This is a genomic window from Pseudarthrobacter sp. 01T43, assembly GCF_056398665.1.
The window spans coordinates 107,111-121,116 of record NZ_JBFTPV010000016.1 but is presented as its reverse complement, the minus strand read 5'-3'; the positions used below and the strand labels follow the sequence as shown (position 1 = coordinate 121,116).

Annotated in this window: 16 protein-coding genes; 8 read left to right on the top strand and 8 right to left on the bottom strand. The window is 65.5% G+C overall.

Features of this window, described 5'->3' with window-relative positions; genetic code table 11:
• Positions 1 to 236: 236 nt before the first annotated feature.
• Positions 237 to 422: a hypothetical protein gene (locus tag AC1DIM_RS14615; protein ID WP_477711216.1), complete on the bottom strand. Its 186-nt coding sequence runs from the start codon at positions 420 to 422 to the stop codon at positions 237 to 239.
• Positions 423 to 738: 316 nt separating this feature from the next.
• Positions 739 to 1,563, bottom strand: coding sequence for a LysR substrate-binding domain-containing protein (locus tag AC1DIM_RS14610; RefSeq protein WP_477711215.1), 825 nt, complete (start codon positions 1,561 to 1,563; stop codon positions 739 to 741).
• Between AC1DIM_RS14610 and AC1DIM_RS14605 the strand changes: the two genes are divergently transcribed.
• Entirely contained in the window at positions 1,526 to 1,930 is a 405-nt protein-coding gene (locus tag AC1DIM_RS14605) for a DUF5997 family protein (RefSeq protein WP_477711214.1), read from the top strand. The genes AC1DIM_RS14610 and AC1DIM_RS14605 overlap by 38 nt on opposite strands.
• An 86-nt stretch (positions 1,931 to 2,016) precedes the next feature.
• Here AC1DIM_RS14605 and AC1DIM_RS14600 read toward each other — a convergent pair whose 3' ends face one another.
• Positions 2,017 to 2,397, bottom strand: coding sequence for a VOC family protein (locus AC1DIM_RS14600; protein WP_477711213.1), 381 nt, complete (start codon positions 2,395 to 2,397; stop codon positions 2,017 to 2,019).
• Between the two features lie 153 nt (positions 2,398 to 2,550).
• Here AC1DIM_RS14600 and AC1DIM_RS14595 point away from each other — a divergent pair, with 153 nt between their 5' ends.
• Positions 2,551 to 3,144: a hypothetical protein gene (locus AC1DIM_RS14595; protein ID WP_477711212.1), complete on the top strand. Its 594-nt coding sequence runs from the start codon at positions 2,551 to 2,553 to the stop codon at positions 3,142 to 3,144.
• Between the two features lie 53 nt (positions 3,145 to 3,197).
• Positions 3,198 to 3,800 (top strand): DUF6919 domain-containing protein, encoded by a 603-nt coding sequence (locus AC1DIM_RS14590; protein ID WP_477711211.1) that lies wholly within the window; start codon positions 3,198 to 3,200, stop codon positions 3,798 to 3,800.
• Positions 3,801 to 3,827: 27 nt separating this feature from the next.
• Here AC1DIM_RS14590 and AC1DIM_RS14585 read toward each other — a convergent pair whose 3' ends face one another.
• The 5 genes from AC1DIM_RS14585 to AC1DIM_RS14565 form a co-directional block, all read right to left on the bottom strand.
• Positions 3,828 to 4,310: a pyridoxamine 5'-phosphate oxidase family protein gene (locus tag AC1DIM_RS14585; protein ID WP_477711210.1), complete on the bottom strand. Its 483-nt coding sequence runs from the start codon at positions 4,308 to 4,310 to the stop codon at positions 3,828 to 3,830.
• Positions 4,311 to 4,383: 73 nt separating this feature from the next.
• A complete protein-coding gene (locus AC1DIM_RS14580; protein WP_477711209.1) occupies positions 4,384 to 4,788 on the bottom strand; it encodes a universal stress protein in 405 nt (134 codons plus the stop codon).
• Entirely contained in the window at positions 4,785 to 6,335 is a 1,551-nt protein-coding gene (locus AC1DIM_RS14575) for a tripartite tricarboxylate transporter permease (protein WP_477711208.1), read from the bottom strand. The genes AC1DIM_RS14580 and AC1DIM_RS14575 overlap by 4 nt, the downstream gene beginning before the upstream one ends.
• A gap of 8 nt (positions 6,336 to 6,343) precedes the next feature.
• Positions 6,344 to 6,838 carry a tripartite tricarboxylate transporter TctB family protein gene (locus tag AC1DIM_RS14570; RefSeq protein WP_477711220.1) on the bottom strand — a complete coding sequence of 165 codons (495 nt, stop codon included), beginning with the start codon at positions 6,836 to 6,838 and terminating at the stop codon, positions 6,344 to 6,346.
• 53 nt (positions 6,839 to 6,891) lie between these two features.
• Positions 6,892 to 7,893, bottom strand: coding sequence for a Bug family tripartite tricarboxylate transporter substrate binding protein (locus tag AC1DIM_RS14565; protein WP_477711207.1), 1,002 nt, complete (start codon positions 7,891 to 7,893; stop codon positions 6,892 to 6,894).
• Between the two features lie 138 nt (positions 7,894 to 8,031).
• Here AC1DIM_RS14565 and AC1DIM_RS14560 point away from each other — a divergent pair, with 138 nt between their 5' ends.
• The 5 genes from AC1DIM_RS14560 to AC1DIM_RS14540 all read left to right on the top strand — a co-directional run bounded on the left by AC1DIM_RS14560 (position 8,032) and on the right by AC1DIM_RS14540 (position 13,969).
• Positions 8,032 to 8,919 carry a LysR family transcriptional regulator gene (locus AC1DIM_RS14560; protein WP_477711206.1) on the top strand — a complete coding sequence of 296 codons (888 nt, stop codon included), beginning with the start codon at positions 8,032 to 8,034 and terminating at the stop codon, positions 8,917 to 8,919.
• Positions 8,920 to 9,070: 151 nt separating this feature from the next.
• Positions 9,071 to 9,985, top strand: a complete 915-nt coding sequence (kdgD, locus tag AC1DIM_RS14555; RefSeq protein WP_477711205.1) for a 5-dehydro-4-deoxyglucarate dehydratase — start codon at positions 9,071 to 9,073, stop codon at positions 9,983 to 9,985.
• A 26-nt stretch (positions 9,986 to 10,011) separates the two neighbouring features.
• Positions 10,012 to 11,619 (top strand): aldehyde dehydrogenase (NADP(+)), encoded by a 1,608-nt coding sequence (locus tag AC1DIM_RS14550; RefSeq protein WP_477711204.1) that lies wholly within the window; start codon positions 10,012 to 10,014, stop codon positions 11,617 to 11,619.
• Positions 11,616 to 12,944 (top strand): enolase C-terminal domain-like protein, encoded by a 1,329-nt coding sequence (locus AC1DIM_RS14545; RefSeq protein ID WP_477711203.1) that lies wholly within the window; start codon positions 11,616 to 11,618, stop codon positions 12,942 to 12,944. Before AC1DIM_RS14550 ends, AC1DIM_RS14545 begins: the two co-directional genes overlap by 4 nt.
• 104 nt (positions 12,945 to 13,048) lie before the next feature.
• Positions 13,049 to 13,969 carry an AEC family transporter gene (locus AC1DIM_RS14540; protein ID WP_477711202.1) on the top strand — a complete coding sequence of 307 codons (921 nt, stop codon included), beginning with the start codon at positions 13,049 to 13,051 and terminating at the stop codon, positions 13,967 to 13,969.
• Positions 13,970 to 14,006: the final 37 nt, after the last annotated feature.

Here is a 14,006-nt window from a genome sequence, read left to right as displayed (position 1 = left end):
CGTTGGTCTCGTTGTAGACGCCGCTGAGCCAGCGAGTGAGGGCATCAGCAGCATGTACGACTTCATCGTCGGTTTTCATTGGTCATCCTGAATTGATTAGGCGTAACTTGAGGTCAGTTCCTGACCTGGCGGCAGGTATTTCCTCAGAGCCACGCACGATGTGGTGGGCCGCTTTCCGGGTTGGTGTTGGGGCAGTGCCCGACTAAATCCAAGTGTTCAACTCGCGCCCTTTCCGGTCAAATGCTGGGGAAGGTGTTACGAAGGCCGTGCATCTCGTGCTCAACGAGGGCGGCGCGGACCAGTTGCACCATCGGCCATCGGCGGTCCGCGGCCCCTATGACCAGGGCCATAAAGAGCATCACGGTTCGGCACCAGACGGGAGGAGTTCCCTTATCCCGGCGCAGCGCATCCACGTTCGGCACTTGCAGGAATTAGTTCGGCACTTGCAGGAATTAGTTCGGCACTTGCAGGAATTACTTGAACACCGAGCAAACTCCTCACTCGACGAGAAAGGCACGGCCCTTTCCCGGGCGCGGTGCCAGACGCCGGTTTTGGCACACCCCAATCTGACGTCAGGTTGCCGTCGATGACTACGTAAGAATAAGGTCCGTTGTGCCTATCCTGGACATACCTTGGCAAAGCCCTGAATTCCAAGCTGACACTTTTGAGTGGAGGGCTGGATGGCGGGCCAGTGCGAATCTCTCGCCCAAGTAGTCCAAGGCCCGTAAAGGCTCAGTCCTAGCGCTTCCCCTTCTTCCGCGACCCCTTGCCGCGGCCCTTGTCCGGGTTGGGTGCGTACCGCTGCGCCACCTTTGGCTTCTTGACGGCAGGTCCGCGCCGGTCCGGCTTGGGTTCCTTCTTGGGCTTTTCCTGCTGGGCCGAGGGCTGACGGGAGCTGGCAGCGGTCCGGCCGCGGACAATCCCGATGAACTCCTCGATAATCTCGTCCGTGGAATCGATTGGCCATGCCAGCGCGATCTCCGTGACCGGCGCGCCCGTGAGGCGCCGGGCCACGGTGTCCTTGACGTTGAAGTGCCGGGCCACGGACATCGGCAGGATCACCAGGCCGGCACCCGAAGCCACCACCTGCATGGCCATTTCCGGACCGCCCAATTCCGCCACGTCCAAGAATGTCTCCTGGGCCAGGTCCGCCAGCGCCACTTCCTCAAACACCGAAATCTCGTGCCCCTTGGGCGCCACCACCACGGGCTGCTCCTCGTACAGGGGGATCACGTTGAGGCCTTCGCGCTCCACCGGAAGCCGGACGAAGCTGAGGTCCGCGGAACCGTCGCCTAGTACGGAAAGCTGCGCGCCGTCGTCGGACATAAACGACTCCAGCGGAATGTCCAGCACGCGCTCTTCCCAGCGGCGGATCCACTTCCCCGGCGTCACGCCGGCCACGTAGGCGAAACGCAGCACCCGGGGCGCCTCCTGCTCCGTGGCTTCGGAGGGGCTGGCGTTCTGCGGAGAATCATTGTCGGCGGGCACGTCTTCACAGTACCGCCCGCCCGGATACCCTTGAAGCATGACCTCTGCAAACTCCCAGTCCATGAAGCCGGCCACCGTTGCCAAGAAACTCGGCATCTACCTGCCCGCAACACCGCAGGAGTTCCAGGATTCAACCATCTCCCGCGCCGATTTCGCCGAACTCCAGGCCAACCCGCCGGAGTGGCTCGCGGAGCTGCGCCGCAACGGCCCGCACCCCCGCCCGGTGGTTGCCCAGAAGCTGAACGTTTCCATCAGCGGCCTGAGCCGCGGCGGTGTTGAAGAAGCGCTCACGACGGCGGAAATCACCGCGCTGCTGCAGGCCCCCCCTGCGTGGCTGGTCACCGAGCGTTCCACGCACGCCGCCGTCCGCGCCGAAGCCCAGCGCGTCAAGGACGAAGCCGCCAAGAAGGACGCCAAAAAGGACCGCGCGAAGGCCGAGTAGGTCCCGGGAAACCTCAGCTTGTTCGCGAATCCATACCTACAAGGCTCGGACCCGCGAACAAGCTTCTGTTTTGTCAGGAAGATTTTTCAGTCCTGGTGCAGCTGCACCAGGTTGCCGCAGCCGTCCTCGAACACTGCGGTGATTCCGTACGGATTCTCCGTGGGTTCGCCCGTGAACTTCACGTCGGCGGCCACCAGCCGGTCATACTCCGCCTGCACGTCCGGTACGCCAAAGACGATGGCCGGCAACCCGGCGTCGTGCACTGCGTTCATGTAGTCCGCGCCGATCGGGTTGTCGCTGGGCTCCAGCAGCAGCCCCACCGAGCTGGCGTCGGCGCCCGGATCCTTGATGATGAAGAGGTTGTGTTCGGGCATCGCCATCAGCGTCTCGAACCCGAGGGTTTCGGTGTAGAACGTGTGGGCGGCCGCGGGATCCTTGACGTGGATGCTGCACATTTTCAGTCTCATGTTCCCAAGCTACCCGGCTGCGGACCGTGGCCGGAAGCAGAAGCGGAAACCCGTCGGGCGCCCCGGCAACCCATTGACCCCGGCCCCCGCAGGGGATGCAATGGAAGGAGAGTCCGGAATCCTGGGCCGGGCCTGATGCGGGGAGGTGCCGAAGTGCCGGCATTTGCAGAATCCGCTCCGGTGGGAGCATTGCAGCTGTTGTTCTGGGGTGCGGTGTTGGTGTGCGCGGTGGTCGCCACCGTCCTGGCTGTCCACCACCATTCGACGCCGGCGCCCGGAGCAAGTGCCCCCGACACGGTGTTCTGGGACGTGTTTATGGGATCCGCCGTGGCCCTCCCGGCGATCCTGATTCCCACTTTGGCGGCACCCTGGTCCGGCGCCGTGCTCACAGTGCTGGGTGCCGGCGCGGGCGTGGCGGCATACCGAACCAGCCCGCGGATCACGGCCTGGCACTCAAGGCTCCGGCAGCAACGGCAGGACCAGCCCGTTTACACGGCCGCGCAGGCTGAGCACGACACACTGCTGGCCCGCTGGCGCCACTACGAACTGGATCCCGCCAGCTGCATCGACTATCCGGCCATGACGGATGTCCGGCTTCCTGAAACCTCGGCACTGATCAAAGCCATGCGGGAGGCTGAGCAGTTGCGGGCCGATCGGCACCAAGGGTACGTCCCCGCCGTCGCACGCTTTGCCTCTGCCCTCACCGCCGCCGAGCAGGCCGCGGGGATCCCGGCCGCGCGAAGTTAACTGCTGTGTCGCCGCCGCTGGAGTCCGGCGGCGGGGCGCCGTAGCATCCGAGGATGGAACCTACAGAAGCGGACATCCGTGACCAGTTCGGCAGGCGCCTGGAGGACAAGGGGGCCTGGCGGCAGGCTGTCACCCTTGAAGCCGCCGGTGAACTGACGGCGCGCTGGCTGGAGGGCCACAGCGAATACCAGGCCGCCACCTTCACTGTCCGGTACGACGACGAAACCGAAACCATCGCCGTCGAACTTGCTGCCCTCAACGGGAACGGGCTGTTCACGAAGGAATCCCAGCCCGGCCTGCGTTCTGAAGACTCGGCGCAGCGCCAGTACGTCACGGGATTCTGCAGCGCCGAAGTGGCCGCGGATCTTCTCGCCCTGTCAACCCGCACGGAACTGGTGACGGTGGCCCATGCCCCCGGCGAGGCCAGCAGTGCCGCCATCCCCGTCACGCTCGACGGCGGCGAGGTGGTCACCGTCCTTGGCTCCAGTGAGAACCCGGTGGACGAGGAGCAGATCCAGGACTGGGCGGAGGAAACCAACGAAACCCTGGCGTTGCTGCTCGCCGACTCCTGGTACGTGGAAATCCTGGACCCGCTCTGGGGGCGGAATGACGTGCTGCTGCCCGCCGTCCTCGCCACGCTTGCTGCGCGGCAGTAGGGCCGCGCAGCAAGCGAAGCGGAACGCTTAGAGCTCTACGGTGCCGCTTTCGCCGACACTCATTCGACTGTGCGTCACCTTGGACTTCACCCACTGGAGGACCGTGGCTGCGGTCCCGCCAGGGCTGGTCCAGTATTCCGCGGAGTCCGAGTCCACGCGGAGCAGGCACACCTCAGGAGTGTCCGGCCCGTCCGGGTACCAGGCCTCGACAGTCTGGTTCCACATCTCGTGAATCTTGGCCCGGTCGGTGATCACCTCGGCGGTGCCTGCCACCGACACCCACTCGGTGCGCTTTCCGAAGGAAACATTGACGCGCGGATCCGCCTGGACGTGAGCCACCTGCGAGGTGCCCTGTCCTGTGAAGAACCACAGATCGCCGTCATCCTTAACTTCCTGGACGGCGAGCGGGCGGCTGACCAGGGCGCCCTCTTCGTTGATGGTGGTCAACATTCCGATGTGGGAATCGTTGATGATGTCCGTAACTTTGCTGATGTTCTCAGTCTCCGTCATGCTCTCACCTCGTTCTGATCCAACCGGGGAAGTTCCCCCCGCCAGCCTATTGGTAAGCATGCTTCTTTTCTACCTAGAAGTGGGACTTGCCGGCCTTGACTGCGAGCACCGGCCGGTCAGCCTGCATCAGGATCCGCTGGGCGTGGCTGCCGAGGATGAACTTGCCCACCTGGGAACGGTGCCGCAGTCCGATCACAATCAGGGACGCGTCCACCTCGCGTGCCACCTCCAGGAACTCATCGGCCAGGTCGTTCAGGTAGGGGGGCTGCATCACCGTTGTGGTGACCCCGGCGTCCTCGGCCCGGCGGGCGGCGTCTGCCAGCAGGTCCGACGGCGCCACGGACTTGTCCACGAGGGCTCCCTCGCGGGCCGAATTGACGATCACCAGGTCCTCCTTCCGGAGGGTGGCCTCGGCGATGCCCGCCACCAGGGCGGCCTCCCCGGCGGGGGTGGGGACGAATCCAACGATGATGCTCATACCTTCTCCTTGATTTCTGCGGATGCCGGGGCTGCTGGGGCGGCCGGGGCTGCCTCAGTGGAGACTTTGCGCTTGGCTGCGGCGCCGCGGATGACCGGCAGGACGGCTACCAGGACGAACACCACCAGCAGCGTGGCCGAGATGGGCCGGCCGAAGAAGCCTGTCGGATCACCGCCGAACACCAGCAGGGAGCGCCGCATGGAGCTTTCCAGCAGCTCACCGAGCACGAAAGCCAGCACCAGCGGTCCGGGCTCGAAGCCGAACTTCTTCATGAGGTAGCCCACGATGCCGAAGACCACCACGAGCGTCACGTCGAACATGCTGTTGTTGATGGTGTATGCGCCCAGCAGCGTGATCAGCGCCGTGACCGGTGCCAAGATCGCTGCCCGGACCCGCAGGATCTTCACGAAGATGCCCACGAGTGGCAAGCTCATGATCAGCAGCAGGATGTTGCCGATGTACATCGAGTTCACCACGCCCCAGAAGAGCTCCGGGTTCTGCTCCACCAGCTGCGGGCCCGGGGTGACGCCCTGGATCAGCAGTGCACCGAACATCAGCGCCATAGTGGCGTTGGCGGGGATGCCGAGGGTCAGCAGCGGGATGAACGACGACGTCGCTGCGGCGTTGTTGGCTGTTTCCGGCCCTGCCACTCCCTCGGGTGCGCCCTTGCCGAACCGTTCCGGCTGCTTGGCGCGCTTCTTCTCCATGGCGTAGGAAGCCATCGAAGCGATGGTCGCACCGCCGCCCGGAAGGATCCCCAGGAAGAAGCCCAGCACCGAGCCGCGGCCAATTGCACCGGATGCGTGCTTCAGGTCCTTCCGGGACGGCCAGACGTTGGTAACTTTCGACGGCGCCTTCGCGGCCCGGTGCCGCTCCTCCAAGTTGTAGAGGATCTCGCCGAGACCGAAGAGACCCATCGCGATGGGCACGAAGTCAATGCCGTCCGCCAGCTGCAGGTTGCCGAAGGTGAAGCGGCTTTCGCCGGTGAAGATGTCCCGGCCAACAGTGGCGAGCAGAAGTCCCAGGGCCGCGGCGATGAGCGCTTTGGCTTTTGACCCGTTGCTGATGGTGGCCACCAGCAGGATGCCCAACAGGGCCAGCGCGGTATATTCCGGCGGCCCGAAGTCCAGGGCGAAGCTCGCCACAACGGGGGCCAGGAAGGTCAGGCCGATGATGGAGGCAGTGCCACCAATAAAGGAACCGATGGCCGCCAGGCCCAGCGCCGTGCCGGCCTTGCCTTGTTTGGCCATCTGGTAGCCGTCGAAGACGGTGACCACGGAGGACGCTTCGCCGGGGAGCCGCAGCAGCACCGAGGTAATGGTGCCGCCGTACTGGGCACCGTAGAAGATGCCCGCGAGCATGATGATGGCCGTGACGGGCTCAACGTTGTAGGTGAGCGGAAGCAGAATGGCGATAGTTGCCGCGGGCCCCAGTCCGGGCAGCACACCGATCAGCATGCCGATGACAACGCCGATCAGGCAGTACAGGAGGTTTGTCGGCTCCAGGACCACCGCAAATCCGTTAATGACGGGATTCAGAAAATCCACGGGTTCTCCTAGAAGAGGTGGGGAATGGAGGTGCCGAGGGCAAGGACGAAGATGCCATAAAAGGCAATGACCACGCTTGCGCTGACAACGACGGTGGAGCGCCAGGTTTCGCCGCCCAGGAAGCGCATCCAGATGACGCACAGCACCAGGGCCGGAATTTCAAAGCCGATGAGCGGCATCAGGGCCACCATGGCGGCGAGGGTCACCAGGCCGGTCAGCGGAGCCGTGGACATACGGGTGAATTTCTCCGCGTCCCGGTTGTGCCGGCCGGCGATCAGCTGGAACAGTCCCAGGGCCACCATGACGCAGCTGATGATGAACGGCCAGAGGCCGGGCTGCGGGCTGGCCGGGGTGCCCAGGCCCATCGCCAGGGACAGGACGACGGCGGCGATCCCCACTCCGAGGACCACCAGCGAGGAGGCTGCGTTGGCCAGGGCCCCTGCCGCCGGGGGCTTTTCTTCCTCCCACTGGGCGGCAAGCTGCTCCGGCGTCAGGTCGTCCATCTCGGCGGCGTCCTCCAGAACGGCCGACTTTGTGGGTGTTTCCTTCACAGGAATCACTTATTTCCGCTCAGGCTGATCTGGTACTTCTCCACGAGCTCCTTGTACTTGGCTGCGTAGCCCTTCCACTCCTTGACGACTTCCTCACCGGAGATTTCCTTGGGGGTCAGCATGTTCTTCTTGTTGAATTCCTTGTAGGAGTCCGTCTTGAACGTCTCCTGGAATGAGGCGAGAAGCTTGTCCTTCACGTCCTGCGGGGTGCCCTTGGGGGCAGCGACCGCACGGTACTGGGCCACCGGAACGTCGTAGCCGGCTTCCTTGGCAGTGGGGGTGTCCGGCAGGAAGGTGGTGCGGTCTTCGGAGAACACCAGCAGCGGGGCAACCTTCCCCGCCGCGATCTGCGGCATCGCTTCACCAAGCTGGATGGTGGTCAGCTCAACCTGGTTGCCCAGGGCCGCCGTCAGGGCCGGCTTGCCGCTGTCGAACGGAACGTCGGTGCCCTGCACGTTGGCCTGCTTGAACAGCACCTTCTGGGCCAGCTGGCTTCCGGTGCCAACACCAGTGGTGCCGAAGGTGATGTTGCGGCCCGCGCCGGTCACGTCCTTGAAGCTCTTGAACCCCGAGCCGGGGCTGGCCACCAGGACGTAGTCGTCCTGGGACAGGCCGGCAATGATGTCCAGGTCGTCGACGTTGACGGCTTCGCTGGCGCTGACCGCCAAAGGCGTGATGGTAATAAGGGATGCGGTCAGCAGGACCAGTTCCTGGCCGTCTGCCGCCTTTCCGGCGACTTCCTTGGTGGCCAGTGCGCCGTTTGCACCGGGCTTGTTGACCACTGGGACGGGCTTGCCGAGGTTCTTGGAGGCGCCTTCGGCCAGGGCACGCGCGATCAGGTCGGTGCTGCCGCCGGCTGCCTGGCCCACTGTGAGGTTGACGGGGCCGGTGGGGAACTTGGACGAATCGGCGGGGCCGCCGGCCACGTTTCCGCAGGCGGTCAGGGCCAGGAGCGTCAGGGCGGACGCCGCTCCGAGGACGGTGCGGCGGGCGGGGAAGTGCGTCATTGGGACTCCTCGTAGAATTTCCGGGGCGGATCCCGGGGCGTGTGAACCGAATCACTTGGGCTCGCTAGTCGAGTGTAGGGAGCCGTTATGATGCATGTCTAAACCCTAATAAGCATCAGGTGATACCCGGAAGGCATCATGTTTACCTTCGACCAACTGGCCGGATTTATTGCCGTCGCTGAGGAACTCCACTTCGGCAGGGCTGCGGAACGCCTGAACATGACCCAGCCTCCACTCAGCCGGCAGATCCAGAAGCTGGAAAAGATCATCGGTACCGAACTGCTGGAGCGCGACAACCGGAAGGTGCAGCTCACCCCGGCCGGCGAAGCGTTCCTTGAGGAGGCCAGGCGGCTGATGGCCCTGGCGAACCGCGCGCCCGTCACCGCCCGACGCATCGCCACCGGCCGCTCTGGCCACCTGCGCGTGGGCTTCACCGCGGCCAGCGGCTTCAGCATCCTGGGCCCCCTGCTGGAGGAGATCACTGAAATCATCCCGGACGTGGACATCGACCTGCAGGAACTCGTCACCGGCGAGCAGATCCAGGGCCTCCTCACCGGCGGGCTCGATCTGGGCCTCGCCAGGCCACCCTTCGACCGGGAGATCTTCGATTCACACCTGCTATATAAGGAATCCATGATGCTGGCGGTGCCCAGCGACCATCGCCTCGCGGATCTCACCCGCCCTATCGAGGATTCGGACTTCAGCGGCGAGCCACTCATCATGCACTCACCCACCATGGCGACGTATTTCTACGATCTTGTGGTCAGGACGTTCCCCATCCAGCACGCCAACGTGATCCACACGGTGAGCCAGATCCTCACCATGGTTTCCCTGGTGGCCGCCCGGCGGGGAGTCGCATTCGTTCCCCACTCGGCCACGCTGCTGGCCATCAAGGGCGTCGAGTTCCTGCCCCTGGCGGGAATGGAAAGCGAACAGCCGGTGGAGCTCCACGCCATCTGGAACCGAAAGGTGGTCAACCCCGCCTTGCGCCGCCTGCTTCAGGACCTGGAGTTCCGCATCGAATAGCAAGCGTCGCCGTCGTCATTCAATACCCTCTTGGTATCACCGGATACAGAAAAGCACTTGGACAGGCATAATGTCCTCTGCCTAACCTGAACAGGAATCCACATCAACCGCGCGGCACCCATCACGCGGCGCTCAGACAGAGGACAACATCGTGGCAAAGTACACCCCGCAGGAACTGGCAGACACCCTCAAGGAAGGCCTGCTGTCTTTCCCGGTGACCGCTTTTGACGCCAACCTGCAGTTCGACGAGGAGAGCTACCGCAAGCACCTCGCCTGGCAGGCCAGCTTCCCGGTGGCGGGCCTTTTCGCAGCAGGCGGCACCGGCGAGGGCTTTTCCCTCACCCCCGCGGAATCCGAGCGCGTGGTCCGTGCCGCCGTCGACGAAGTCGGCAGCATTGTCCCCGTCCTGGCCTCCGCCGGCGGTTCCACCGCACAGGCCATCGAGAATGCCCAGGCCGCCGGGGCCGCTGGCGCCGACGGCCTCCTGCTCCTCCCGCCGTACCTGACCGAAGCCGACCAGGCCGGCCTGGTTGACCACGTCAGCGCCATCTGCAGCGCCACTTCGCTGGGCGTCATCATCTACAACCGCGCGAACGCCATCTACAAGGACACCACGGTGGCCACACTCGCTGACCGCCACGAGAACCTCATTGGCTTCAAGGACGGCGTGGGCGACCTCGAACACGATGCCCGCGTCTACGCCAAGCTCGGCGACCGCCTGTTCTACCTGGGCGGCCTGCCCACTGCTGAGACGTTCGCCCTCCCGCTGCTGCAGCTGGGCATGAGCACCTACTCCAGCGCCATGTACAACTTCGTTCCGCAGTTCGCGCTGGACTTCTACCAGGACGTCCGCAACAACGACCGAGTGGCCGTGAACAAGAAGCTCAACGAGTTCGTCATCCCGTACCTGGACATCCGCGACCGCGTGAAAGGCTACTCTGTGTCCATCGTCAAGGGCGGACTGGACGCCATCGGCCGCTCGGTCGGCGGAGTCCGCCCGCCGCTGCAGAACCTGGCGCCCCAGGACCAGGCGGACCTCAAAGCCCTCATCGACAACATCTCCTGATCCACCCTCTCCAAGGAGCAACCACAGTGACACTCACCGGACATTCCCTGATCGCCGGCCAGACCGTCGTCGGCGGCGGCAAAACAGCCTTCGGCTTCAACCCCGCCACGAACGAGCAGCTCCAGCCCGCGTATTCGCTGATCACCGAAGAGCAGCTCACGACGGCGACCTCCGCCGCCGCGGCTGCCTACCCCTCCTTCAGCACGCTGGACCCCGCAGCCCACGCAGCGTTCCTGGACGCCATCGCGGACAACATCGAGGCGATCGGCGATGAGCTCATCATCCGCGCCGGCCAGGAGACCGGGCTGCCCGCCGCCAGGCTGCAGGGTGAACGGGCCCGCACCACCGGCCAGCTGCGGCTCTTCGCGAACGTGGTCCGCCAGGGCGACTTCCGCGGCGTGCGCGTGGACCCGGCCCTGCCGGAACGCACACCCCTGCCGCGCGCCGACATCCGCCAGCGCCAGATCCCGCTCGGCCCCGTGGCCGTGTTCGGCGCGAGCAACTTTCCGCTGGCCTTCTCGACGGCGGGAGGAGACACTGCGTCCGCCCTCGCCGCGGGCTGCCCGGTGGTGTTCAAGGCACACAACGCCCACCCCGGCACCGGCGAACTGGTTGGCCAGGCCATCGCCAAGGCGGTTGCCGATGCCGGCCTGCACCCGGGCGTTTTCTCCCTGATCTACGGCCCCGGCAGCAGCATCGGCCAGGCCCTCGTGGCCGACCCCGCCATCAAGGCCGTGGGCTTCACCGGCTCGCAGTCCGCAGGTATCGCGCTGATGCGCACCGCCGCGGCCCGGCCGGAGCCGATCCCCGTGTACGCGGAAATGTCGTCGCTGAACCCGGTGTTTGTGTTCGAGGGCGCCCTCAGCGGCTCGGCCGAACAGATTGACGGCCTTGCCGCCGCCTACGTCACCGCCGTGACCGGCAGTTCAGGGCAGCTCTGCACGTCTCCCGGACTCCTGTTCGCTCCCGCAGGCGAGCTGGGCGACAAATTTGCTGCCGCCGTCGGACGCGCCGTTTCCGCCTGCGCGGGACAGACGATGCTCACCGAAGGCATCGCCGGATCCTGGAACGCCGGCGCCGAGGCGTTGGGCTCCGCGGATGGCGTCACCGTCGTTGGGCAGGGCACCGCAGGCCCCACCAAAAACGCCCCCGCCCCCGCCATTTTCGGCACCCAGGTCAGGGACTTCGTCACCAACCACGTCCTGCACCAGGAGATCTTCGGCGCCGCGTCGCTGGTGATCCGCTACTCCTCGGTGGAAGAACTGATCGAGGCCGTCGGCCGGCTCGAGGGCCAGCTCACCGCCTCGCTGCAGCTTACCGAGGCGGACTACGCGACGGCGGCGCCCCTGATCCCCGCACTGGAGCAGAAGGTGGGACGCATCATTGTGAACGGCTGGCCCACCGGCGTTGAAGTGGGCCACGCGATGGTCCACGGCGGCCCGTTCCCGGCCACCTCGGATTCACGGACCACCTCGGTGGGCACCCTCGCCATCAACAGGTTCCTGCGGCCCGTGGCGTACCAGAACCTGCCCCAGGAGCTGCTGCCCACTCCGCTGCAGGACAGCAACCCCTGGCAGCTTAACCGGCGCGTTGACGGCACCGTTGTTGCCGCAGATGCAGGGGTCAGCGCGTGAGCACGCAGCCTGTTATTTCGCACGTTGAGGTGGTCCCGGTAGCCGGCCACGACAGCATGCTGATGAACCTGAGCGGCGCGCACGGCCCGTTCTTCACCCGCAACGTGGTCATCATTACCGACTCCGAGGGCCGCACCGGCCTCGGCGAGGTACCAGGCGGCGAGAAGATCATGGCCACCATCGAGGAAGCAGGCGTCCTGATCAACGGCAAGCCGGTGGCGCGCTACCGGTCGCTGCTGCGCGAGGTTGCAGCAGAGTTCGCCGACCGCGACGCCGGCGGCCGCGGCCTGCAGACGTTCGACCTGCGCACCACGGTCCACGCCGTCACCGCCGTCGAGTCCGCCCTGCTTGACCTGCACGGCCAGTTCCTCGGCGTCCCCGTCGCGGAACTGCTCGGTGACGGGCAGCAGCGCACCTCGGTCCCCATGCTCGGATACCTCTTCTTTATTGGTGACCACGCCCGGACCGACCTTCCCTACCTGGTGGAGGACGCGCCGTCGGACCGCTGGGAGAGGCTGCGCCGGCAGGAGGCCATGACACCGGAGGCAGTGGTGGCGCTGGCTGAAGCAGCGCAGGAGCGGTACGGCTTCAGCGACTTCAAGCTCAAGGGCGGCGTGCTGTCCGGAGACGACGAAGTGGATGTGGTCACGGCCCTGCACGAGCGTTTCCCGGACGCGCGGGTGACCCTTGACCCGAACGGCGGCTGGCTCCTGGAGGAGGCCATCCGCCTCGGCAAGCGGATGCAGGGTGTGGTGGCGTATGCCGAGGATCCATGCGGTGCCGAGGGACGGTTCTCCGGCCGCGAGGTGATGGCTGAGTTCCGTCGTGCCACGGGGCTGAAGACCGCGACCAACATGATCGCCACGGACTGGCGCGAGATGTCGCACGCCATCCGCAGCAACGCCGTCGATATTCCGCTGGCCGATCCGCACTTCTGGACCATGTCCGGCTCAGTCCGGGTGGCGCAGCTGTGCAACGAGTTCGGCCTGACCTGGGGATCGCACTCGAACAACCACTTCGACATCTCCCTCGCCATGTTCACCCACACCGGCGCGGCCGCGCCGGGCGAGATCACCGCGCTGGACACCCACTGGATCTGGCAGGACGGACAGGGGCTGACGAAGAACCCGCTGGAGATTCGCGACGGGGCCATCGCGGTGCCCTCCGCTCCCGGGCTGGGTGTGGAACTGGACCGGGCCGCCTTGGACAGGGCCCACGAACTGTACCTGCAGCACGGCCTGGACGCCCGGGACGACAGCGTTGGCATGCAGTACTACGTGGACGGCTGGTCCTTCGACCCCAAGCGGCCATGCCTGGTGCGCTAGTCCCGGCGCGCAGCAAGACGAACTAGTTCCGCACGGCTGGACCTCCTTCCTTACGGACGAGACGGCCGTGCGGAACTCCAGCAGTTAAAAAGAAGGGTGCGGCTGTGGGCGGCGTTGTCTCCGGAATCCTGATCGTCTGCGCCGTCATTTTTGTGGGCTTCCTTGCCGCCCGGCTGCGGATTTTGGGGCCTGAGGTCCAGGGTGCCCTGACCCGCACCGCCTACTACGTCACCAACCCGGCACTGCTTTTCACCGTGGTAGCCGGCAGCGATATCCGGGCCGCACTCGGCACAGACGCCCCGCTCGCGCTGCTCTCTGCGGCGATAGTGGGGCTTCTCTATTGCCTGGCCAGCTTCCTCTTCTTCCGGCGCCCGGTGGCGGAGACCGCCGTCGGGGCCATGGCCAGCAGCTACGCCAACGCCAACAACATCGGCATCCCCGTTTCCCTCTATGCGGTGGGAACGGCCCAGCACGTGGCGCCCGTGTTGCTCGTGCAGCTCCTGGTGATGGCGCCGTTCTACCTCACCGTGATGGGGATGGCTTCCGGTGCCAAAGTTTCATGGAAGAAGATGCTGCTCCAGCCCTTCGCGAATCCTATGATCATCGCCTCAGCCCTGGGCGTGGTGGTGGCACTGACCCGCTGGACTGCGCCGGACCTGCTGCAGAAGCCCATCGACATGCTGGCAGGCGGGGCCGTGCCGATGGTCCTGCTGGCCTTCGGCTTGTCCCTCGCCGGCCGGGCGCCGCTGCAGAAGGATGACGGCCGTACCGAAGCCCTGGTGGCCACCTTCCTCAAGATCGCCGGCATGCCGCTTATTGTGTGGGCGCTGGGCCGGTTTGTCTTTGGGCTCGAGGGGCAGCACCTCCTCGCCAGCGTGATCATGGCCGCGCTTCCCACCGCCCAGAACGTGTTCCTTTTCGCCTCCCCCTACGGCCGCGGCATGACGGTGGCCCGCGACGTCATCCTGTGCACCACGGTGCTCAGCGTGGGGGCGCTGGTGGTGGTTGCCTGGCTGGTGGGGTAGTTCTCTCCCGGCGGCCTTCTTGTAATACAAGTGATCT

What these genes read in the sequence shown, in the direction of transcription:
- AC1DIM_RS14605 (WP_477711214.1), top strand. Translation starts at nt 1,526, where the DNA reads ATGACCTCTGCAAACTCCCAGTCCATGAAGCCGGCCACCGTTGCCAAG.
- AC1DIM_RS14600 (WP_477711213.1), bottom strand. Translation starts at nt 2,397, where the DNA reads ATGAGACTGAAAATGTGCAGCATCCACGTCAAGGATCCCGCGGCCGCC.
- AC1DIM_RS14590 (WP_477711211.1), top strand. Translation starts at nt 3,198, where the DNA reads ATGGAACCTACAGAAGCGGACATCCGTGACCAGTTCGGCAGGCGCCTG.
- AC1DIM_RS14585 (WP_477711210.1), bottom strand. Translation starts at nt 4,310, where the DNA reads ATGACGGAGACTGAGAACATCAGCAAAGTTACGGACATCATCAACGAT.
- AC1DIM_RS14580 (WP_477711209.1), bottom strand. Translation starts at nt 4,788, where the DNA reads ATGAGCATCATCGTTGGATTCGTCCCCACCCCCGCCGGGGAGGCCGCC.
- AC1DIM_RS14570 (WP_477711220.1), bottom strand. Translation starts at nt 6,838, where the DNA reads ATGGACGACCTGACGCCGGAGCAGCTTGCCGCCCAGTGGGAGGAAGAA.
- AC1DIM_RS14565 (WP_477711207.1), bottom strand. Translation starts at nt 7,893, where the DNA reads ATGACGCACTTCCCCGCCCGCCGCACCGTCCTCGGAGCGGCGTCCGCC.
- AC1DIM_RS14560 (WP_477711206.1), top strand. Translation starts at nt 8,032, where the DNA reads ATGTTTACCTTCGACCAACTGGCCGGATTTATTGCCGTCGCTGAGGAA.